21 protein-coding genes, 1 other RNA gene and 1 pseudogene are annotated in these 21,063 nt (G+C 32.7%); 15 read left to right on the top strand and 8 right to left on the bottom strand.

The genetic code is table 11. The features are described 5' to 3' along the window. Positions 1 to 2,381, bottom strand: a 2,381-nt coding sequence (locus tag BUE10_RS20860) for an Ig-like domain-containing protein (RefSeq protein ID WP_143187752.1), incomplete at its 3' end; no start/stop codon positions are given. An 806-nt stretch (positions 2,382 to 3,187) separates the two neighbouring features. Between BUE10_RS20860 and BUE10_RS20855 the strand changes: the two genes are divergently transcribed. The 5 genes from BUE10_RS20855 (at position 3,188) to BUE10_RS20835 (ending at position 8,095) form a co-directional block, all read left to right on the top strand. Beyond that, complete coding sequence (locus tag BUE10_RS20855) at positions 3,188 to 3,673, top strand: SixA phosphatase family protein (protein WP_073488625.1); 486 nt, start codon at positions 3,188 to 3,190, stop codon at positions 3,671 to 3,673. Between the two features lie 5 nt (positions 3,674 to 3,678). Further along, positions 3,679 to 5,757, top strand: a complete 2,079-nt coding sequence (gene ppk1 / locus BUE10_RS20850; RefSeq protein ID WP_073488624.1) for a polyphosphate kinase 1 — start codon at positions 3,679 to 3,681, stop codon at positions 5,755 to 5,757. A 36-nt stretch (positions 5,758 to 5,793) separates the two neighbouring features. Continuing rightward, positions 5,794 to 6,684: a Ppx/GppA phosphatase family protein gene (locus BUE10_RS20845; protein WP_053470650.1), complete on the top strand. Its 891-nt coding sequence runs from the start codon at positions 5,794 to 5,796 to the stop codon at positions 6,682 to 6,684. A gap of 102 nt (positions 6,685 to 6,786) precedes the next feature. Further along, positions 6,787 to 7,353 carry a Crp/Fnr family transcriptional regulator gene (locus BUE10_RS20840; protein ID WP_073488623.1) on the top strand — a complete coding sequence of 189 codons (567 nt, stop codon included), beginning with the start codon at positions 6,787 to 6,789 and terminating at the stop codon, positions 7,351 to 7,353. A 163-nt stretch (positions 7,354 to 7,516) separates the two neighbouring features. Then, the gene (locus BUE10_RS20835; RefSeq protein WP_073488622.1) at positions 7,517 to 8,095 is read left to right on the top strand and encodes an NAD(P)H-dependent oxidoreductase; all 579 of its coding nucleotides are present in this window, start codon (positions 7,517 to 7,519) and stop codon (positions 8,093 to 8,095) included. A 124-nt stretch (positions 8,096 to 8,219) separates the two neighbouring features. Here BUE10_RS20835 and BUE10_RS20830 read toward each other — a convergent pair whose 3' ends face one another. Next, positions 8,220 to 8,507: a DNA polymerase III gene (locus BUE10_RS20830; protein WP_234984782.1), complete on the bottom strand. Its 288-nt coding sequence runs from the start codon at positions 8,505 to 8,507 to the stop codon at positions 8,220 to 8,222. A 139-nt stretch (positions 8,508 to 8,646) separates the two neighbouring features. Here BUE10_RS20830 and BUE10_RS24070 point away from each other — a divergent pair, with 139 nt between their 5' ends. After that, complete coding sequence (locus BUE10_RS24070) at positions 8,647 to 8,799, top strand: hypothetical protein (RefSeq protein WP_159439077.1); 153 nt, start codon at positions 8,647 to 8,649, stop codon at positions 8,797 to 8,799. 118 nt (positions 8,800 to 8,917) lie between these two features. Here BUE10_RS24070 and dnaX read toward each other — a convergent pair whose 3' ends face one another. Further along, positions 8,918 to 10,003: a DNA polymerase III subunit gamma/tau gene (gene dnaX / locus BUE10_RS20825; protein ID WP_073488620.1), complete on the bottom strand. Its 1,086-nt coding sequence runs from the start codon at positions 10,001 to 10,003 to the stop codon at positions 8,918 to 8,920. Positions 10,004 to 10,064: 61 nt separating this feature from the next. Further along, a complete protein-coding gene (locus tag BUE10_RS20820; RefSeq protein ID WP_073488619.1) occupies positions 10,065 to 10,724 on the bottom strand; it encodes a hypothetical protein in 660 nt (219 codons plus the stop codon). 103 nt (positions 10,725 to 10,827) lie between these two features. Here BUE10_RS20820 and BUE10_RS20815 point away from each other — a divergent pair, with 103 nt between their 5' ends. The 5 genes and pseudogenes from BUE10_RS20815 to BUE10_RS20795 all read left to right on the top strand — a co-directional run bounded on the left by BUE10_RS20815 (position 10,828) and on the right by BUE10_RS20795 (position 12,898). Beyond that, the gene (locus tag BUE10_RS20815) at positions 10,828 to 11,403 is read left to right on the top strand and encodes a hypothetical protein (protein ID WP_073488618.1); all 576 of its coding nucleotides are present in this window, start codon (positions 10,828 to 10,830) and stop codon (positions 11,401 to 11,403) included. A gap of 45 nt (positions 11,404 to 11,448) precedes the next feature. After that, positions 11,449 to 11,730, top strand: coding sequence for a hypothetical protein (locus BUE10_RS20810; protein ID WP_073488617.1), 282 nt, complete (start codon positions 11,449 to 11,451; stop codon positions 11,728 to 11,730). A 32-nt stretch (positions 11,731 to 11,762) separates the two neighbouring features. Next, positions 11,763 to 12,245: a hypothetical protein gene (locus tag BUE10_RS20805; RefSeq protein ID WP_143055998.1), complete on the top strand. Its 483-nt coding sequence runs from the start codon at positions 11,763 to 11,765 to the stop codon at positions 12,243 to 12,245. 39 nt (positions 12,246 to 12,284) lie between these two features. Next, positions 12,285 to 12,593 (top strand): hypothetical protein, encoded by a 309-nt coding sequence (locus tag BUE10_RS20800; protein WP_073488613.1) that lies wholly within the window; start codon positions 12,285 to 12,287, stop codon positions 12,591 to 12,593. A gap of 61 nt (positions 12,594 to 12,654) precedes the next feature. Beyond that, a pseudogene (locus BUE10_RS20795) lies at positions 12,655 to 12,898 on the top strand (type II toxin-antitoxin system ParD family antitoxin). Between the two features lie 182 nt (positions 12,899 to 13,080). On the opposite strand, the gene BUE10_RS20790 reads toward BUE10_RS20795, so the two are convergent. Further along, positions 13,081 to 13,374: an SH3 domain-containing protein gene (locus tag BUE10_RS20790; protein ID WP_053470661.1), complete on the bottom strand. Its 294-nt coding sequence runs from the start codon at positions 13,372 to 13,374 to the stop codon at positions 13,081 to 13,083. Positions 13,375 to 13,500: 126 nt separating this feature from the next. Here BUE10_RS20790 and rnpB point away from each other — a divergent pair. From rnpB to BUE10_RS20775, 3 genes are all read left to right on the top strand, one after another. Further along, positions 13,501 to 13,819: RNase P RNA component class A (gene rnpB / locus BUE10_RS20785), an RNA gene on the top strand. 31 nt (positions 13,820 to 13,850) lie between these two features. Next, positions 13,851 to 15,101, top strand: coding sequence for a cation:dicarboxylate symporter family transporter (locus BUE10_RS20780; RefSeq protein ID WP_073488611.1), 1,251 nt, complete (start codon positions 13,851 to 13,853; stop codon positions 15,099 to 15,101). Positions 15,102 to 15,216: 115 nt separating this feature from the next. Then, positions 15,217 to 16,134 carry a ketopantoate reductase family protein gene (locus tag BUE10_RS20775; RefSeq protein WP_073488609.1) on the top strand — a complete coding sequence of 306 codons (918 nt, stop codon included), beginning with the start codon at positions 15,217 to 15,219 and terminating at the stop codon, positions 16,132 to 16,134. 71 nt (positions 16,135 to 16,205) lie between these two features. Here BUE10_RS20775 and BUE10_RS20770 read toward each other — a convergent pair whose 3' ends face one another. The 3 genes from BUE10_RS20770 to BUE10_RS20760 form a co-directional block, all read right to left on the bottom strand. After that, on the bottom strand, positions 16,206 to 16,400 hold the full coding sequence (locus BUE10_RS20770; RefSeq protein ID WP_073488669.1) for a hypothetical protein: 195 nt from the start codon (positions 16,398 to 16,400) through the stop codon (positions 16,206 to 16,208). 91 nt (positions 16,401 to 16,491) lie between these two features. After that, on the bottom strand, positions 16,492 to 17,178 hold the full coding sequence (locus tag BUE10_RS20765; RefSeq protein WP_073488607.1) for a response regulator transcription factor: 687 nt from the start codon (positions 17,176 to 17,178) through the stop codon (positions 16,492 to 16,494). Between the two features lie 10 nt (positions 17,179 to 17,188). Beyond that, positions 17,189 to 18,547: a sensor histidine kinase gene (locus BUE10_RS20760; RefSeq protein WP_073488667.1), complete on the bottom strand. Its 1,359-nt coding sequence runs from the start codon at positions 18,545 to 18,547 to the stop codon at positions 17,189 to 17,191. 402 nt (positions 18,548 to 18,949) lie between these two features. Between BUE10_RS20760 and BUE10_RS20755 the strand changes: the two genes are divergently transcribed. Next, positions 18,950 to 21,034 carry an outer membrane beta-barrel family protein gene (locus BUE10_RS20755; protein ID WP_234984781.1) on the top strand — a complete coding sequence of 695 codons (2,085 nt, stop codon included), beginning with the start codon at positions 18,950 to 18,952 and terminating at the stop codon, positions 21,032 to 21,034. Positions 21,035 to 21,063 lie beyond the last annotated feature (29 nt).

Here is a 21,063-nt window from a genome sequence, read left to right as displayed (position 1 = left end):
TCAATAGTCTGGTTTAAAGAACTACTTTGCGTTGTCCATGCTGGGGCAGTAGTATCCTGAATAGTAATAATTTGAGTAAAAGTATCAGAAGTATTGCCGCAGTCGTCTTTTACAGTCCAGGTATTGGTATAAGTCCCGGCATTTGAGCATCCTTCAGAAGCAACAAACTGTCCGCTTACTTTAGTGATATTCGAAACATCAGTGTCACATAAATCAGAAGCTGCAGGGAATAAAGCCTGAGCTGAAGTCAAAGCTTCAGCATTGCTGCATTCGATAGTTTGGTTTAAAGAACCAGCCTGTGTTGTCCATGCTGGGGCAGTTGTATCTTGAATAGTAATTACTTGTGTAAAAGTATCAGAAGTATTGCCGCAGTCATCTTTAACTGTCCAAGTGTTAGTGTAAGTTCCAGAATTTCCACATCCTTCAGAAGCCACAAACTGTACGCTCACTTTAGTGATATTTGAAACATCAGCATCGCATAAATCAGAAGCTGCAGGGAATAAAGCCTGAGCTGTTGCTAAAGCTTCAGTATTGCTGCATTCAATGGTTTGGTTTAAAGAACCAGCCTGAGTTGTCCATGCTGGAGCTGTCGTATCTTGAATTGTAATTATTTGAGTGAAAGTATCAGAAGTATTTCCGCAGTCGTCTTTTACAGTCCAAGTGTTGGTATAAGTTCCAGAATTTACACATCCTTCAGAAGCAAGGAATTGTCCGCTTACTTTAGTAATGTTTGAAACATCAGTGTCGCATAAATCAGAAGCTGCAGGGAATAAGGCTTGCGCCGAAGTTAACGCTTCAGCATCACTGCATTCAATAGTCTGGTTTAAAGAACTACTTTGCGTTGTCCAAGTTGGGGCAGTAGTATCCTGAATAGTAATAATTTGAGTAAAAGTATCAGAAGTATTGTCGCAGTCATCTTTTACAGTCCAGGTATTAGTATAAGTTCCGGCATTTCCACATCCTTCAGAAGCTGCAAACTGTCCGCTTACTTTAGTAATATTAGAAACATCAATATCACATAAGTCAGAAGCAGTTGGGAATAAGGCCTGTGCTGAAGCTAAAGCTTGGGTATTGCTGCATTCGATAGTTTGGTTTAATGAATCGCTTGCAGTTGTCCAGATAGGCGCAGTAATATCCACCACGTTTATGGTTTGGCTTACAGGAAGTGAGGTATTGTTGCAAGCATCTTTTGCAGTCCAAGTTCTGATTGTTGTATAGGAACCATCACATGAACCTGGAGTAGTTTGATCAACGTATGTTAAAGAAGTAACCGTACCACTGTTATCAGTTGCTGTAGCTTGCGCAAATACAGGAATCTGCGGGCAATTAATTGTAGAAACAGCAGGCAGCGGATCAATTACAGGTTTAATAGAATCTCCACTTGGTATTGTTACAGTTAATTGTTTGGAACAATTATTACTATCAGTTACAGTTACTGTATATGTTCCGGCAGTAACATTATTTAAATCCTTAGTAGTTACACCATTATTCCATAAATAACTGTAGCCGGGCGTACCTCCTGTAACGCCCAAAGTGATATTAGATGTTCCTCCACTACAGCTTACGCTTGTGTGTGTTTCACTTAATAACAGTTCTGTCGGCTCAATTATTGGAAGAATATATGAATTAGATAAATTCTGAGCATCAGTAACAGTTAGTTTGGCAGTGTTGTTAGAAGTTGTGTAAGTAAACGTTGGATTTGGCGAGGTAGAATCAGGTACACCACCGTCATTCCGAAAATCCCAAGCATACGTATAAGGTGTTTTACCTCCGTTTGTAGTAGAGGTAAAAGTTACTGTTGTGTTATTACCAACTTTACATGCTTTGTATGTGAATTGTACAGCTAAAGGTTTTGAAATGGTAAAGGAATTTGTAAAATCACATTGCGAGTTAGTATAAGAACTGCAGGTATAATTTGATCCGGGATCATTATTGCTGTTTGTTTTCCAGGCAATAATGGTATTACTTAGGCTTAATTCATCTCCACACGTCCAATTGAACGGACCGTATATTAATTTTTTATTGCTCCCGGGAACAATTTCACCTAATAAAACGTTCAAAAAAGTATTAACCCCATTTATCTTTAAATCTGAATTTAATCTCGCAAAATGAATGCTCGAATTTGAATTTGAGGAATAATTAAGATAAATATATACCTGTTGTACCTGCCCAATCGTACACGTAGTATTGGTTATAGGCGTACCATTTACATTTGACAGACTTAAATATACATCCGTCAGTGTGTAATTGTTTGATGTACAGTTAAAACCACATGTTCTTAAATCTACTTGCGAAAAGGTTAAATGGATATTGAATATTAAAATCAACGTTATGAGTGCGTGCTTAATATTAATATTTTTAAAAGAAGTAATGTTTTTCATAATCTCTAATTTTTAAACTTTAATACTTTTACTTAAGATTCTAAAAGTGTATAGCCAGCTTTAGTGACTATTTGGTAATGTGTAAATCGATTATAGAATTGATTTAGAAATAATGGTGATGAGAAAAGCTTAATTATGATTCTTTTGTTTCCGTATTCTGTATTAACGGTTGATAGATCTTAAGAGATAGAGAATAATTTCTATTTTTTTATGACAAATAGTGCATTAATCACATCTTACACCTAAAAAAAATAACTTACAATTTGGGTAATTTTACTACTTCATTCAGAAATAGTTTTTAATGACTGTATATTGCTTTTATCGTTTGTTATATTTTTTATATTTTAACAGAATCAAAATTATATTAGAGTTTTTCTAATTGATTTTTTTTATCTGTAACTAACCTAAAAACTCGTTAAAATGCTCTTTTTTTATTAAAAATTGATTCAAATTGAGATATTTTTAATCAGTATTGTAAAATTTTATTACTGATTTTTCTTTCTTTTTTAATAAAAACCACGTTGTTTAATCGGTGTTAAATGGTTAATAATCAATTATTTGGTTAATTTTTTGCTGATTTCAAAATATCGACAAAATGCATATTTTGCTGGATGAAGTACATTTTTTTGAAAAATGGAAAATGAAAATTTACGGATTGTTAAAGTTTTGAGAATTGTTTATTCTTGTTAAAATTTCCATTTAATGTTAACAGAAATAAAAAAAAGGGGAGTATTAAAATATCTTTTGTAAATTAGAACTTCAATAAAACCGCAGTCATTTTTTACGGTTTTTTAAACCTCCTGTTTATGAAAAATTTAATTTTAATACGTCATGCTAAATCAAGCTGGGAAGCTCCTTTAAAAGATTTCGACAGACCTTTAATGAAGAAAGGGATTTTAGATGCTCATGAAGTTTCGACCAATATTTCAAAATATCTTCCTAAGACTTATATTATATGGAGCAGTACAGCTGCGCGTGCATCAGAAACAGCAGTAATCTTTGCACAAAACATTTCATATCCTATAGAAAGTATAATCTATAGAGATGATTTATATACTTTTGATGAGAGACAACTTGAAAAAGTTATCAAATCATGTGATAATAGTTTAGAAAGCGTTATTCTTTTTGGACATAACGAGGCTATTACAAATTTTGTTAATAAATTTGGGGATGTTTTTATCGATAATGTCCCAACGTCCGGCTTTGTTTCATTACAATTTGACTCAGAAAGCTGGGATTCAATCAATAAAGGCAAAACCTATAAAACATTATTCCCCAAAGACCTAAAATAAATCAAGTGTACGAACAGAAATATATCGATAGAGAAAAAAGCTGGTTAGCGTTTAATGCAAGAGTACTTCAGGAAGCCGCAGACAATACGGTTCCGCTTTTAGACAGACTGCGTTTTGTTGGAATTTTTTCAAACAATTTAGATGAATTTTTTAGAGTTCGATATGCTGCAATTCGAAGATTAAGCCTTTCCGGAATTTCCGGCGAAAAATACTTAGGCGGAGTTTCTGCTCATCAATTAATTAAGGATATTACTGAAATTGTAATTCAGCAGCAATCTGAGAGTTTACGTATTCTCGGAAATATTGAAGCAGAACTCGAAGCAGAAAATATATTCATTATAAACGAAGATCAGATTACAGCAAAACAAGAATGTTTTCTAAAGGACTTTTTCATGCAAAAATTAAGTCCGGAGTTAGTAACCATTATCTTAAATGATCTTGCTGTATTTCCGGTATTAAAAGATACTTTAGGATATTTAGCCGTTCGTCTCGAATTAAAAAATGATGAGGTTCGTTACGCTTTGATAGAAATTCCTAAAACCATAAACAGGTTTGTCGTACTTCCTTCAGAAGATGATAAACAATATGTAATTCTAATTGATGATGTTATTCGTTATAAACTAAAAAACATCTTTAATATATTCGATTACAAAAGTGTTTCGGCACACATGATCAAAATTACGCGCGACGCACAGTTAGATATAGACAGCGATTTGAGTAAAAGTATGCTGGAGAAAATTGCTACATCTGTAAAAGACCGCCGTATAGGAGAACCAGTTCGTTTTATTTACGACAGTTTAATTGAAGATGATACGCTGCGTTTCTTTTTAGATAAAATGAAAATCGTAGAAACAGATAGTATAATTCCCGGAGGAAGATATCACAACCGACGCGATTATATGGATTTTCCAAATTTAGGACGTTACGATTTACTCTATAAACCAAACGAACCTTTACCGGTTCCGGGTTTAAGTCTTGACGGAAGTATTTTGGAAAAAATCAATAAAAAAGATTATCTGATACATACCCCATATCAGTCATTTTCGTATTTGACAAAATTTTTGAGAGAAGCAGCCTTAGATCCAAAAGTAACAAGTATAAAAATTACTTTATATCGTTTGGCAAAGAACTCGCAGATTATCAGTTCATTAATTAACGCTGCTAAAAATGGTAAAAAAGTAGTTGTTCAAATTGAACTTCAGGCACGTTTTGACGAAGCTTCGAATATTTCCTATGCCGAGCAAATGCAGACTGAAGGAATTGAACTTATTTTTGGAATAAAAGGACTAAAAGTGCACAGTAAAATATGTGTAATTGAAAGAACCGAAGACGGGAAAAATCGTCGTTACGGATTTATTTCAACAGGAAATTTTAACGAGTCGACTGCAAAAATTTATACCGATGTAACACTTTTTACCTGCCATCAGGGAATCTTAAAAGATATTTCAAAAATATTCGAATTTTTCGATATCAATTACAGAATTCACAGATACAAGCATTTAATAGTTTCGCCACATTATACAAGAACAAAATTTATAAAACTGATAGATCGTGAAATTCTCCATGCATTAGCCGGAAGAAAAACATTTATCAAATTAAAAATGAATAGTTTATCAGATTTTAAAATGATCGATAAACTATACGAAGCAAGTAATGCAGGAGTTAAAATTCAGTTGAATGTAAGAGGAATTTGCTGCCTGATTCCGGGAATTCCAGGAATGAGCGAAAATATTGAAGCCATAAGCATTGTCGATAATTATTTGGAACATACCAGAGTATACATCTTTGGAAATGCAGGTCTAAACGAAGTATACATTTCGTCAGCCGATTTCATGACTAGAAATCTTGACGGAAGGGTAGAAGTAACCTGTCCGGTTTACGATCACGAAATCAAAAAAGAATTGATCGACAATTTCAATATTGCCTGGAAAGGAAACGTAAAAGTAAGATACCATTCCTATAAATTAGATAATAAATATAAGCCTAGAAATCATCATGCCCCATTTAGAGCACAATTTGAAACCTATAAATATTATCAAGATAAAATTGCGGTACTAGAAGAGGTTCCTCAAAAAGTAGACTAAATAATTAAAATTCAATTACAAAATCATAGAGTGAGCATGATTAATATAAGGAAATTTGCAGCAATAGATATCGGTTCAAATGCCATGAGGCTTCTGATATCGAATGTTGTAGAACAAGATGGAAAAGAACCGCAGTTTAATAAAAGTTCGCTTGTTCGTGTGCCAATTCGTTTGGGACAAGACGCCTTTACCGTAGGAGAAATTTCTGAGGAAAATATAGATCGAATGGTTGATGCAATGAAAGCATTTAACCTTTTGATGAAAGTACATAAAGTAGAGCGTTATATGGCATTTGCAACTTCTGCAATGCGCGAAGCCTATAATGCAAAAGAAGTGGTGGCTTTAATCAAGAAAAAAGCCGACATTAAAATCGAAATTATTGATGGTAAAAAAGAAGCAGCAATTATTGCTTCTACAGATTTGCATCATTTATTAAAAAGGGACGAAACGTATCTTTTTGTTGATGTTGGAGGTGGAAGTACAGAATTTACTTTGTTCTCTGACGGAAAAATGATTACTTCAAGATCATTCAAAGCCGGAACCGTTCGTTTGCTGAATAATATGGTTCATGATGTAGTTTGGGATGAAATCGAAAAATGGATTAAAGCCAATACAGCAGATTACGATGAAGTTACATTGATTGGTTCTGGAGGAAACATCAATAAACTGTTTAAAATGTCTGGAAAACAGCAGGAAAAACCGCTTTCATACATTTACATCAATTCACAATATGCTTTTTTAAATTCACTGACTTACGAACAAAGAATTGCCGAATTAGGTTTAAACTCTGACCGTGCCGACGTTATTATCCACGCAACCCGTATTTATTTGAATGCGATGAAATGGAGTGGAGCGCGCCAGATTTATGTTCCAAAAATTGGACTTTCTGACGGAATTGTAAAAGCAATGTATTACGGTAAAATTTAATTTTTTTAGCCACCAATTACACTAATTTACACGAATTATTTTTACACTTTTGAATAAAGAAATTCGTGTAAATTAGTGTAATTGGTGGCAAAACCTTCATAAATGGAATCAATTTTTCAGTCCATTCAGGATTTTTCTGTAGAAGAATTATCTCTTTTAGATGATTTAATAACTTTTCGTACACTGAAAAAAGGAGAACTTTTATTGACGGAAAATCAGGTTTGCAATGAAATTGTATTTATAAAGAAAGGAATTTTACGTTCCTTTTTTTTAAACCATAAAGGTGACGAAATCACCAATTGTTTTGCTTTCGAAAATGAATTCATGGCATCATTTGCCAGTTTTATAACAGAAGAAAAAGCAGAAGAAAATATTCAGGCTTTAGCCGAAACCGAGCTGCAGATTTTAGATCGTAAAGCATTAGAAAAACTTTATCAATCAGGCTCTAACTGGCAGGAAACAGGAAGAAAGCTGACAGAATTAGAGTTTGTAAATCTGCATAAAAGAATGGTTTCTTTTCAAAAATTATCCGGCGCACAACGTTATGAAGAATTGTATAAAAATCACCAAAAATACATACAGTTAATTCCGTTGCAATATTTAGCATCATATTTAGGTGTTACACCAAGACACTTAAGCCGAATCAGAAAATCAGTTATAAGTATTTAGCTTTAAAGAAGTAAAAAGAAAATTCTAATATTTTTTGCAGATAAAAAACAGTCTTTCAGATTTAAAAAAATCATTAAAATCCTTTTAATCTGTGGCAAAAAAAATCAGGACATTTGTCCAGTAAAATAAATAACCCGAATAGTATTTTTGAAAAAACATTAATATGAAAAAAATACTGATCATAAACGGACACCCAAATCCTGACAGCTTTAATTTTGCTATTGCCGATGAATATAAAAAAGGAGCAGTTGCTTCCGGCGCAGTTGTAGAAACCATTACAATTGCCTCTCTAGATTTTAGCCCAAATCTAAAATTTGGTTACCAAAAACGAACCGATTTAGAACCAGATTTATTAGAATCTTGGGAAAAAATCAAACGAGCTGATCATTTGGTTTGGATACATCCGGTTTGGTGGGGCGGACTTCCGGCAATTACAAAAGGGTTTATAGATCGGTTATTTTTACCCGGAATGGCATTTCAATACAGAGAAAATTCGGTTTGGTGGGATAAATTACTAAAAGGGAAAACAGCGCATATTATAACTACTCTAGATCAGCCAAGCTGGTATTACAGATTATTTTTTGGAAGACCAAGTGTAAATCAATTAAAGAAATCAACCTTGGAATTCTGCGGAGTAAAACCCGTAAAAGTAAGCTGCGTTGGAATCATAAAAGGATCTCACGATCTCCAAAGAGCAAAATGGCTTGAAAAAATCTACAATTTAGGATTGAAAAATAAATAGTTTTTAGCCATGACTCGAGCGATAGCGAATAGGCGAAGCAATTACTCGAATTTCCACGAATCATTTTTTGGAATTTCAGTATGAAAATTAGTGAAAATTCGTGAAATTAGTGGCAAAAAAAATATTATGTAGGTAAATCCAATCCAAATGTAGAACGTAAAAGTTCAATGTTTGGATTGATTTCATGCAAACGATTGTACCTATCCTGATCGTTAAAACTTCTTTTAGCCTCAACTTTTTCATTTACAATTACTTCAATTGTAATATCATGATTGTGCAGGTGGCCTCTTAAATGTCCTAAGAGCGCATTCATCTGACTTTCAAATTCAAGCTTAGAACCTTCGTTTGGAAGTTCATAAGTGATGCTGGTTCCATTTAAAACGGGATCATTGATTAATAAGATCGACTCCATGATCTTCAAACCTTTTTGACCTAAACGCTCTGCATATTTATTCCATTGCACCAACATTTCCGTTTCTGTAAACTCTTCAGTAGGTAAAACAGACGTAGGTTTAACGTAAGATTTACTGCTTTGTTCTAATTCTTTTTTCTTGCGAATACTCGCTAAAGAAAACGCAGAAACTTTAGGCTCTCCGCCTATTTCAGCCCTTGGAGTTACAGGAGTTTCAACTTTTGGAGTTTCTGTAACAGGAGTTTCATTTGCAGTATTTACAGCAGGTTTATCATTGTCATTCCTATTTTGATTGACATTGATATTTGCATTGACATTTTCCCTAGTTTCAGTTTGACTTTCGGCTTTCGGCTTTAGACTTGGAACTTCAACAATAGAAAAACTTCCGTTTTTAAAATAAGTAGGCGGGATTATGAATTGCTCAACTTTTTTTTTTCTCCATCAAAGTTGATAGAGGCTAATTGCATCAAACATAATTCGACTAAAAGACGCTGATTCTGACTCAGTTTGTATTTTAAATCGCAGTCGTTTGCAATGTCAATTCCTTTTAATAAAAAATCCTGAGAACATTTTTGAGACTGAACGCCATACATTTGCTGTGCCTGTTCTCCAACTTCTAATAAAGCAATAGTTGCAGGAGTTTTACTCACTAATAAATCTCTAAAATGAGATGCTAATCCGGCAATAAAATGATGTCCGTCAAAACCTTTAGAAAGAATGTCGTTGTAGGCAATTAAAAGGTCTGGAATTTTATTTTCCAGAATCAAATCTGTAACACTAATATAAGTTTCGTAATCTAAAACATTTAGGTTTTCGGTAACAGCCTGACGTGTTAAATTAGTTCCGCAATACGAAACTACACGGTCAAAAATAGATAAAGCATCACGCATTGCGCCATCTGCCTTTTGAGCAATAATGTGCAAAGCGTCATCTTCAAAATTGATTCCCTGACTTTGCGCAACATCAGCTAAATGTTCTTTAGCATCTTTTACCGTAATCCTTTTGAAATCAAATATCTGACAACGAGATAAAATCGTAGGAATGATTTTGTGTTTTTCTGTTGTTGCTAAAATAAAAATAGCATGTTTAGGCGGTTCTTCTAATGTTTTAAGAAAAGCATTAAAAGCAGCCGAAGACAACATATGAACCTCGTCAATAATATATACTTTGTATTGTCCGGTTTGCGGCGGGATTCTAACCTGATCAATAAGGTTACGAATATCATCAACCGAGTTGTTTGAAGCAGCATCTAACTCAAAAACGTTAAAAGCAAAATCTTCAGTTGGATCATCATATCCGGGCTGATTTATTTTACGGGCCAGGATACGCGCGCAAGTAGTTTTTCCAACTCCACGCGGTCCGGTGAACAAAAGAGCAGAAGCAAGGTGATTGCTGTCAATAGCATTCAACAACGTGTTGGTAATGGCTTTTTGCCCCACAACATCCTTAAAGGTCTGCGGGCGGTATTTACGAGCCGATACTACAAATTGTTCCATATTCTTTTTTATTCGATAGCAAATATATGACTTTTGTTTCGTTGTTTAAAGTCGATTTTGCTTATTTGGCGAAATTCTTTTTCTTAAAAATTAGAAAGATTAAACTCAGAAATAATACGATGTTGACAATCAAAGAAATGATGATATATTGGTAGTAAGTTTCTAATTCTGTTTCAGTTTTTTCTTTATCTGAAATTTCATTTTGAGATTTTTTATAAGCCCTTAGTTCTTCCAATTGATAAAAAAATGTAGAAAGCGTTTCATTTTTGATTTTTAAATTATCGATATTGGTGCGAAGAGAGTCTACTTCCGTGATTTTTCCTCCATATAGATTATAATATGGTATTGGTGGAGGAAATCCTGCTGGAATTTCCATAGTTTGAGTTGGAGATCTTAAATTTAACGATATCGAATTATCCTTATTTAATTTTGCATAAACAATCCAAAAAGATTCTTCAAATGGATGCATAAAAAAATCTTCTTCATTATTAGTTGCTATTATTTGTTTTGAATTGTAATTGCCTTTAAAAAGTTCTCTAATTTCAAAATAATAAACTCCTGAAATTGTATCGACTTTAGTTAGTTTTCCATAAAAGATAATGTCTGCAGATTTGAGGCCTCTCTTTATCATTTCCTCTTTTTTGAAATGAGGATATTCTCGAGAAAATGAAAAATTAAATAAGCAAAGAATAAATAGGACAACAAAGATTTTCAATTTCATAAGAGGAAAATTTTAATACAATAATAATCATTATTCAGAATCAAAAAAACATTATTTTAGCCACAACCAAAAACACATTTAAAAAAAATAACCACTTTCTGAAATGGAAAAAATAACTTCTAAAATTCTTTCTTTGCAACCTGTCACTTTTATAATGCTATTTATTATTTTGCCTTTTGTTTCGTTAATAGTAACAGGAATAATAACTTTTATAGGCTTTTTTGCCAATTTTGAATTTATCTTTCCATTAGTTTTAATTTCGGTAACTATAGTAGGAATTGTATATTTTATCTGGGTTTGGGGTATTGTATACCATATCAATGAAAAAGAAGTTTCAGATAAAAGATATTTTAAAATTTCGTTTTGGATATTATTCTCTTACGGTTTAATTAGGTTCATATTAGGTTTAGAAATGGACATAACCAAAAATCCAATTTTATTAGAAAACTCAACTTGGGCTATTCTTGAAGCTCTTGGGAGTTTATATACATTGATTGTATTTGCCAGCTATATCTACGTAAGTTATTTTGTTGCTAAAAAAATCACCTTATTACAAAATGACACTCGCATTCCAGAATTTTTTTATTTTGCGGCTGCTTGGTGTTTTCCTATAGGGATTCCTTTTTTGCAAGCCAAGTTGCTAAAGAAAAAGACCATTTTTGATATTATTTCTAAATAATAACAAGGAAAGAAATATATTAAAATCATTTCAGATCAAATAATAATGAAAAAACATACTCAACATTTTGAAAATATGCAGATGATGTGCCGCTATTTTGAGTCAAACTCAAAATTAAATAAATTCTATTTACCAGAATTCACAATATCTAAGAAGATAAATGATATAATTGAAAATGAAGAAAACAGTTTTGACGGCATAATGAAAATATTAGAATTATTAGCTGAAATTGACAATTTAGAACATCCAAATGATATACACTGGTTCGATTATAAATTACATGTCTTGAGCGTATTAAGACAAAACGGATTTAGTGAAAATGAATAAGTAAATCAAAAATAAAACTTAAACAAATCTATATGAAACAATACAATCTGGAATTCAATACACTAAACTTAAAAGTAAAAAAATCGCCTTTTATAATTCGGCTGATTATGTTTCTTTTGGCTTTTTTGTTTTTTGTCGTTCCCATATTAGGAGTTATTTTAAGTATTGCAAGCGGAAACGGATTACATATAGGTTATTTCATTGGAATTGGTGTATTTGGACTTATAGGGTTTTATCTTTTGAGAGTTTCATTGTGGAATACATACGGAGAAGAAATTATAGATTTCTTACCCAATAAAATTATTTATGAAGCCAATTACGGCTGGTTTAAAGATGCTAAAAAAGAAATAGAATTAATCCTTCCTCAATATTCGTTTAAGTCGGTTGGTTATGAAGAAGATAATGAAGCCGTTTTAGTTATAACTTGTGGGAATTCTGAAATAGAAACAGCTGTAAAAATGCCAATGGCTCAAGTTGAAGAATTGATTTTGGCTTTGCAGCCGTTACATAATTAATAATTAAAGGCTGAAATAAATAACGATTAAAATAAATTTATGAATAAGAATAATTTATATTCATTATTAGATTTAATTCGGGAAAAACCGCATTTGTATATTGGTGATAAACATTTATCAGCGCTTTATTATACGATAAATGGGTATCAATTATATGTTTTGAATAATCAAGTAAATGATAATCTAATTCCTGAATGGAGTTCATTTCATGATTTTGTATCTGTACAATTAAATTATTCTGAATCTACTTGGGGTTACAGAACTATGATACTTGAAACTTGCAATTTTGATGAAGAAAAAGCATTCATTGAATTTTACAGACTTTTTGATCTTTTTAGAAAAACTTGATGAGGAATGAGGGATCATTAAATTATTAATTTAGTAGCTTTGATTTTTAAAATAAAGTCATATGAGAAGAAAAACTTCTATATCATTAGGAAATCATTTTGAGAATTTCATTGAAAACAGTCTTTCTGAGAGAAAATTTAAAAAATGCTGAAGTTAGAGCTGGATTGAATCTTTTGAAAGAAGGAGAGAATAAATTAGTCATTTTAAAAAAAGCTATACAGGAAGGAATTGACAGTGGTCTTAGTTTGAATTTCGATCCTAAAAATCATCTGGAAAGGTTAAAAGCAAAAAGAGAAAATGATTAAATATATTTGATCAATAAAGCAGTCAAAGATTAGTAGATTAATTGTAAAAATTTCCACATTTTATGTCATTTCGACGAAAAGAGACCCGAGCGATAGCGAATAGACGAAGTAAATCGCACTAGAAATTTTGAGCAGTTGATCTTCAATCTTCGTCGAAATGACAAAACTGGATGTAATCATAATTACCTTCCCCTAATACTTAAATCAAATAAAAATTTGGCAGTTTCCTGATCTGAATCGGCGGAAAAACCTGCTACATAAACGCCCTTTTTACCGTTAACGGACTTAATTCCGTATACAACTGCCTCATCGCCGGGGTCAGATTCCCCTTCGTATCGATACACATGAACAATTTCAAATTTCTCAGGATTCTTTTTAATCGCGTCTGCATTTCGATTAAAATCACAAGTAAATCCTTTCTCATTCAATTGATCTAAAGCCTTTGAAACAGTTGCGTAATGATACATTCTTTTCATGATAAACTGAATTTAAAAATTACGGAATTTTAAAGATAACTATTTTAAAATTAAAATGTTACGAAAACACAGCGAAAATCAGAAATTTAAATTTATTATTCTTAGTCTATAAAGTGTTACTTTTGCAGCGCAGACCGCCTTATCGCCGTTCCAATTAGGGAGGGAGGAAAGTCCGGACACCACAGAGAAGCATAGCGGGTAACGCCCGTCGGTTCCGGTTTCGATCGGGATTAGGACAAGTGCAGCAGAAAGTATGTACAGGTAATGCTGTAGTGAAACCAGGTAAACTCTATGCGGTGAAATACCAAGTATATCAGCATTTAAGGGCTTCTCGTCCGTTGTTGAAGGGTAGGTAGCTTGAGTTCCGCAGTAATGCGGAATCTAGATAAATGATAAGGCCTTGATTTATCAGGGACAGAATCCGGCTTATAGGTCTGCTTTTTTTATATATTTGTGAAAGACTCTAATCTATCTTCATGAATATAACCACTCCAAATCCTGCTTCAAAAGCTAACAAAAGTATTTTTCGAGCTGTAATTACCAACCTTACATTTTGGGTTTTAATAGCCATTATTGCCGGCGTTTTACTCGGGCATTTTTCACCGGATAATGGTGTGAAAATGAAAATTGTAGGCGAGAAGTTTGTCGATATTATCAAACTATTTATTGGGCCAATTATCTTTTTGACGATTGTTTTAGGAATTTCCGGAATGGGAAACCTAAAAAAAGTCGGTAGAATTGGAGTTAAAGCTTTAGCCTATTTTGAAGTAGTTTCAACCGTTGCATTAGCAATAGGTGTTGCAGTTGCTTATTTGTTTCAGCCCGGAAAAATTGATAAATCGGGATTGACTCTTGGCGATGCAAGCCAGTATACAAACTCAAGCGCAAAAGATTTTTCATGGCTTCAGTTTTTCTTTTCCAATTTTACACTGCAGGTTTTACTCGCAGCAATTGTGTGTGGAATCGCATTGAATTTTTATAAAAAAAGAGAACAGACTATTTTGGTTTTAGAACGAATTTCAAAAGTCGTTTTCCTTGGCTTAAAATATGTAATGTACCTCGCCCCAATTGGTGCTTTTGGCGGAATGGCCTATACAATTGGTAAATTCGGATTAGCAACTTTAATTCCGCTGGGAAAATTAATGCTTTGCGTTTATCTCACCATGGCGTTGTTTGTTTTCCTAATTTTAGGAACTATTCTGCGCTATTATAAAATAAGCATACTTTCAATTTTAAAATACATTAAAGAAGAACTTTTACTGGTTTTAGGAACTTCGTCTTCAGAAGCTGCTTTGCCAAGTATTATGGTCAAACTCGAAAGAATGGGCTGCAGTAAATCGGTTGTGGGATTGGTGATTCCAACAGGATATTCCTTTAATCTCGACGGAACTTCGATTTACTTGTCGATGTCGGTAATATTTTTGGCGCAGTTGTATGATGTACATTTGAGTTTCTTCGAAATCCTTACCGTTATTGGTATTTTGATGATTACTTCAAAAGGTGCAGCGGGCGTAACCGGAAGCGGATTTATTGTTTTAGCGTCGACTTTAACAGCGCTGCATAAAATTCCGGTTGAAGGTTTGGCTTTTTTATTAGGAGTTGATAAATTTATGAGCGAAGCGAGAGCGATTACAAACTTGATTGGAAATACTGTCGCAACGATCATAATTTCGAAAACAGAACACGATTTTACTGAACTGGATTTGAATCCTGTTTTGGAGGAATAATTATTTAGCCACTAAGACACAAAGACACTAAGTTTTTGTTTTTCTTTTTGGCTTAAAATAACTTTGTGACTTAGCGCCTTTGTGGCATTAATTTGTGGCATTAAATTGAAATTTTATGAAAAGAATTGGAATTTTAGGACTTGGAGGCGTTGGAGGTTATTTCGGCGGACTTTTGGCGAAAGCTTATCAAAAATCTGATGATGTTGAAATCATTTTTATCGCACGCGGCGAAACTCAAAAAGCCATTGCCGAAAATGGATTAAAGATTGTGACTGATGATTCTGAAATAATTGTTCGTCCAAATTTAGTTTCGAATAATCCGGCAGAAATTGGTGTGTTGGATTATTTAATATGTGCAACCAAAACGTATGATATTGAAGAGAGTTTAACGTCTTTGAAAAACTGCATTAAAAAAGAAACCATAATTCTTCCTTTATACAATGGCGTTGATGCGCAGGAAAGAATTAAAAAAATAGTGCCAGATAATGAAGTTCTTCAAGGCTGCGTTTACATAGTTTCGATGATTTTTTCACCTGGAACCATTCGTAGGATCGGATTTTATGAAAAGTTGTTTTTTGGCTCGAAAACAACTCCATTTTCAAAGTTAGAAGAATTGCTTCATATTCTGCAAAAAGCAAAAATAGAAGGTTATTTAGTTGAGAATATTGACGAAACCGTTTGGGAAAAATTCATTTTTATATCTGCTTTAGCTTCGGCGACATCTTATTTGAATCAGAATATTGGTGAAATTTTAAGCAATTCAGAATCGAAAGTAACCTATATCGAACTGCTTCATGAAATTGAAGATGTGGCGCAGGCAAAAGGATTGAAATTACCACATGATATTGTAGCACAGACCATTCAAAAATTAGAAAAATCACCAAAAGAAGCGACTTCGTCTATGCACAGGGATTTACTGGCTGGAAAAAATACCGAAGCCCTATCGCTTACACAATATGTGGTAAACGAAGGAAAAAAATACGGCGTAAAAACACCTCTTTACGAAAAAATTGCAGCTGTTTTAGTCAAATAAATTCCCTTTAAACACATAGAAACATAGGTTTTTTAGTTTTAATTAAACTATGTTTCTATGTATTTAAAAAATTATGATTCGTCTTTAGTTGTACGAACCAGACTGATTCCGGACGTAAAGAAAACGATTCCTAAAATACCGTAAATAATTAATGATTTAACATCTCTGGTTTCGCCAGATGTGCCGGCAAAAATAACAGCAGTATAAATAAGTCCTACAATTCCGAGGATTGTCAATAACCCTCCGAAAAATCTTTTTAGGTTCATGGTTTTAGATTTTAAGTTCCTAACAAATGTATAATCATAACTATTAATTGTTGTTATACAATTGTTTAAGAAACTTATATGATTTGCAGGATTACTTTTTGATTTTAAATTCCAAACCAATATTTCGAACACTTTCAATACTAATTTTTGGATCTGAATTAAAATATTTTCTAAGTCTGCTGATAAAAACATCCATGCTTCGGCCTGAAAAATAATCGTCTTTTTTCCAGACAGACATTAAAATTTCATCTCTCTTTAATAACTGATTATGGTTTAGATATAAATACTCAATAAGAGCCGCTTCTTTCTCTGTGAGCTGCTGCACGTGATTTTTATTATTGAGCGTTAAACGTTCGTTGTCAAAAATATACGAACCAATTTCAATGGTATTGTTTCCGTCCAGACTTCTCTTTTGCTCGATTCTCTTCAATATATTTTGCAAACGCAGCACCAGTTCATCGACTTCAAAAGGTTTCACGATATAATCGTCTGCACCTAGTTTTAATCCAATGATTTTGTCTTCTTTTAACTTTCTTGCCGTTAAAAATATAAAGGGAGTTTCAGGATTGATTGTAATTATTTTTTCAGCCAGTGAAAATCCGTCTAATTTGGGCATCATTACATCAAAAACACAAATATCAAAAGTCTCGTTTTTAAAATAATCTAAAGCTATTTCGCCATTTTCTGCCCAGATTACTTCAAATTGATGAAATTCTAAATATTGTTTTAAAATTGCTGCAAAATCGTGATCGTCTTCAGCTAAAAGTAATTTTTTCAAAATATGGTAATTAAACTTTTAATAAAATAGTAAACTGAGTTCCTTTTCCTAAATCACTAATCACGTTAACAGAACCCTGATGCGCTTTTACGATTTGGGCAACATAATACAATCCTAAACCTAAACCTTTTGTGTTGTGAAGATTTCCTTGTTCAACACGATAAAATTTCTCAAAAAGCAGCGATTGTTTGTTTTTTGCAATTCCAATTCCGTTATCTTCAATACTAATCGAAAATTGATTTTCAGCTTGTTTAGTCTTTACAATAATCGTGTTTGAACCGTATTTTACAGCATTTTCCAAAACATTTAAAAGAGCCGTTGTCAGATGAAATTTATCCAGAACCAAATTCGTTTTTTGAGTCTGAAAATCAGTATTTATTTCAATTTTAGGATACGTGATTTTAAAATCATTTACAATCGTCTGCAGGAAATCTTCGGTTTCGATTTTCTCCTTTTGCAGTTCAATTTCATTTTCTGCCAATGAATTTGCCATAACCTGATCAATCAAACTTTGAAGACGATTGTTTTGGCGTGAAATTGTATTGACAATTGCATTGAAATTTTCATCGTTTTCACGAATGTTTTTCTGCTCCAGAATTTTGGTCGAGATGCCTAAAGTTGCCAAAGGCGTTTTAAGTTCGTGCGTAATATTATTGATAAAATCGGTTTTTACATCGCTTACTTTTTTCTGCTTTATTAAAGCTTTAAGTGCAATTACAAAAAGGGTGATAAGCGTAAGAATCGAGAATAAAGACAAAACCAATATAAAAGCCATTCGCCTTAAAATAATCATTTCCCAATCGATAACCGAAACGTACATCGAATCTTCTGTCAATAATTGATATTCCTGATTTTCAAAAGTTCCGTTAGTAGTTCCAACATAATTCCGGACTAAAAAAGCATGATTTAGCGAAGCCAGATTTCCGTATAGTTTATTTCGAATAAAAGGTTTTTCAGAAAAAATTGTGTCGGCTTTTTTGGTGTTTTTGTACAAAATAAATTTGTTGAGAACAATCGCAAAATCAATTTTAAAATTAGGTAAATCTCTTTCGAATTTTCGCTGAATTTCTGCCGTTAATGCACTTCGATATTCATTTTCTAAAATCCTTTTTTTAATATCAGTTTTAGAATTTTTTCCCTGAATGTATTTCTCGGATAAATGGGTATAAAGTGCTTCTTTTCTGGAAACTAAAACCGAATCAATATCGCTGTAATTATTAGAAATCTGAGCAATTTCATTTTTAATCTGCGTGTGAAACTGCGCCACTTTATAATCGTAAGTGGTTTTTACCAAATAGCATTGCACAGTCGATAAAACGATCAGTGCCACAACCGAAAATGCTATTAATAAATTGATTCTTTGTTTCATTTTGTTTTTTTGCCCGCGGATGACACGGATTAAGCTGGTTTGCACAGATTTTATTTTGTTTTTCTCGCAGATTTAAATGATTTAGCGGATTAATTTATCTGCATAATCTGTAGAATCTGCGGGAAATTATTGGCTCGCGGATGACACGGATTAAACGGGTTTTCGCTGGTTTATTTTTTAAGATTCAGTTTAAATATAATCTGTGTAAACCCGTTTAATCCGTAAAATCCGCGGCCCATTATCTCCACCCAAAAATAATGCTTTTATGGAACAAAAATGACGTTAACTCCGCATTAACCTTCAATTAACCTACGCAGCCCTTTTTTAGAAGCATTTTTGCATCATCACAAAATCAAAAAACTTTTAAAAATGAACATTTATCTGCCCTTAAAACTTCTTCTTGTGCTTTTACTTTTTTGTCTTTCATTTGCCGCAAAGGCTCAAAATGAAACGCCAAAAGATTCGATTTCAAATGAACAATTAAATGAAGTTATCATCAATCAAAACAAAAAAACGTTTACTAATACAAACGGAAATATAAAAGTTGATGTCGCTAATTCTGTTTATAATTCAATTCCAAATACAGTCGATTTATTGGCAAAACTGCCAACTGTTCTGGTAAGTTCAGATAAAGAAAATATTACCGTTGTAGGCAAAGGAAATCCGCTTATTTATATCGACAATCAAAAAGTTGGAATAAACGATTTAAATGCTTTGGCTCCCGCCGATATTAAAACAATCGAAATCATTCAGAATCCATCTGCAAAATATGAAGCCGAAGGTCGTTCGGTAATTTTAATTACTCGAAAATTCAGTAAAAAAGATAGTTTTAGAACTGAGATTTCTGAAGTGGCTTCCTTCAAGAAAAACTATAATAATTATCTGGGATTGAATACGAGTTTCAAGAAAAACAAATTCGAATGGAAAGCGAATTTCAATTACAACCGACTCAATCCGTGGGAAAGTCATAGTATTGATTATCAAATTCAAAATGCTGATATTGCTTCAAAATATGATGTTTCGGCAACCACAAAACGAAAACAATATGTTTTTGGCGGCGGCTTGTTTTATAAAATAAATGATGATGATTATTTTTCGTTTAATGTTAGTTCCAGACTTCGTACAGACACTTTTCCCATAAATACATTTACGTATAATAAAAATCAAAACGTTGAAAACAACGTTTTAACCTGGAGCGATAATTCGAGTAAAAAGAATTTTGTAAACTCATTTCTGAATTATTCAAAAAAGATAAAAGCAATTAATACACAGCTTTTTGCGGGTTTTCAATATTCGAATTTCCAACAGAATTTAGTAACGATGGTCGAAAATAATTATAACGATACTGAATTTGCTTTGTCTCAAAACCGAAACCAAAAGTTTAATGTTGATGTTTATTCGGGAAGAATTGATTTGGAGAAAAAGTTTAAAAATGAAATGAACCTGGAATACGGCGGACTTTATTCTGTGGCAAAATCCAAATCAAATACCGATATTTTTGATTTCGAAGAAAATGAAAATACAGCTTTAGATTATGATTTTAAAGAAGCAAATTCAGCAGCTTATACACAGCTTTCGGGAAAAATTAAAAAGATCAGTTTTTCTGCCGGACTTAGAGTTGAAAATACAAATGTAAGCGGAAAATATAAAACAGATACTTCGCCTTTGATCGATAAAAATTACACGGACCTTTTCCCTAAAGTGCAGTTTTCCATGGCAATAGACAGCACAAAAAATATTGGTTTGAATTATGCCAAAAGTATCTCACGTCCCAATTATTCGTCGTTAAGTAATATTGCGACTTATATAAATCCGTATTTTATATATGCGAGTAATATCAATTTGGGACCAACATTTAATAATGAAATTTCGTCGACTTTTCAATACAATGATAAATCGGTTAAAGTGAGTTATTGGCAAAATAAAAATCCGGTTTACAATAGTTTTCTCTATGATAAAAACCAAAGTATAATGACTTTTAAAGATATAAATTTTGATAAAGAAGCGGGTTTAAGTCTTGATTTTGAACTGCCTTTTGCCTATAAATTTTGGACCACTACCAATTCGCTGGTTTTTATTCTCGAAAAAATAGAAGATCCTTCGGCTGAATTTTTAGACTCAAAACCGTATTTATATTATTATTCCAACAACGAATTTAAGCTCCCAAAAGAATATACTTTCGTTTTAAGTTTTTGGGGATTAACCGAACAGAAGAAAGGTGTTTTTGAAAGAAACCCCAGATTTGTTGTGGATATGGCACTTTCAAAAACATTCCTAAAAAAATGGAACTGTACTTTGAGCTGCAATAATGTATTTAAAAATGTAATTGAAACAGAAGAATTTACCATTAATGATACCAGTTCAAAAGCAAGATATGTAATTGATGCTCATGAAATTTCAATCTCGGTTAAATATTCTTTTGGTAAAGTAAAAGAAACCGAATTTAAGGAAAAGAATGTGAATGAAAACGAAAACAGAATTAGATAAAATGAAAAATTCCAAAATTTAAAATCCCA

This window comes from Flavobacterium sp. CF108 (assembly GCF_900129795.1).
Classification (GTDB): domain Bacteria; phylum Bacteroidota; class Bacteroidia; order Flavobacteriales; family Flavobacteriaceae; genus Flavobacterium.
This window is presented reverse-complemented; position numbering and strand designations above follow the sequence as displayed.

Bases quoted from the DNA above. Each gene is read 5' to 3' on its own strand.
- BUE10_RS20840 (WP_073488623.1), top strand. From the start codon at position 6,787: ATGGAATCAATTTTTCAGTCCATTCAGGATTTTTCTGTAGAAGAATTA.
- BUE10_RS20835 (WP_073488622.1), top strand. From the start codon at position 7,517: ATGAAAAAAATACTGATCATAAACGGACACCCAAATCCTGACAGCTTT.
- BUE10_RS20775 (WP_073488609.1), top strand. From the start codon at position 15,217: ATGAAAAGAATTGGAATTTTAGGACTTGGAGGCGTTGGAGGTTATTTC.
- BUE10_RS20805 (WP_143055998.1), top strand. From the start codon at position 11,763: ATGAAACAATACAATCTGGAATTCAATACACTAAACTTAAAAGTAAAA.
- BUE10_RS20810 (WP_073488617.1), top strand. From the start codon at position 11,449: ATGAAAAAACATACTCAACATTTTGAAAATATGCAGATGATGTGCCGC.
- BUE10_RS20845 (WP_053470650.1), top strand. From the start codon at position 5,794: ATGATTAATATAAGGAAATTTGCAGCAATAGATATCGGTTCAAATGCC.
- BUE10_RS20790 (WP_053470661.1), bottom strand. From the start codon at position 13,374: ATGAAAAGAATGTATCATTACGCAACTGTTTCAAAGGCTTTAGATCAA.
- BUE10_RS20820 (WP_073488619.1), bottom strand. From the start codon at position 10,724: ATGAAATTGAAAATCTTTGTTGTCCTATTTATTCTTTGCTTATTTAAT.
- BUE10_RS20800 (WP_073488613.1), top strand. From the start codon at position 12,285: ATGAATAAGAATAATTTATATTCATTATTAGATTTAATTCGGGAAAAA.
- BUE10_RS20815 (WP_073488618.1), top strand. From the start codon at position 10,828: ATGGAAAAAATAACTTCTAAAATTCTTTCTTTGCAACCTGTCACTTTT.
- BUE10_RS20830 (WP_234984782.1), bottom strand. From the start codon at position 8,507: ATGGAGTCGATCTTATTAATCAATGATCCCGTTTTAAATGGAACCAGC.
- BUE10_RS20760 (WP_073488667.1), bottom strand. From the start codon at position 18,547: ATGAAACAAAGAATCAATTTATTAATAGCATTTTCGGTTGTGGCACTG.
- BUE10_RS20780 (WP_073488611.1), top strand. From the start codon at position 13,851: ATGAATATAACCACTCCAAATCCTGCTTCAAAAGCTAACAAAAGTATT.
- BUE10_RS20855 (WP_073488625.1), top strand. From the start codon at position 3,188: ATGAAAAATTTAATTTTAATACGTCATGCTAAATCAAGCTGGGAAGCT.
- BUE10_RS20770 (WP_073488669.1), bottom strand. From the start codon at position 16,400: ATGAACCTAAAAAGATTTTTCGGAGGGTTATTGACAATCCTCGGAATT.
- dnaX (WP_073488620.1), bottom strand. From the start codon at position 10,003: ATGGAACAATTTGTAGTATCGGCTCGTAAATACCGCCCGCAGACCTTT.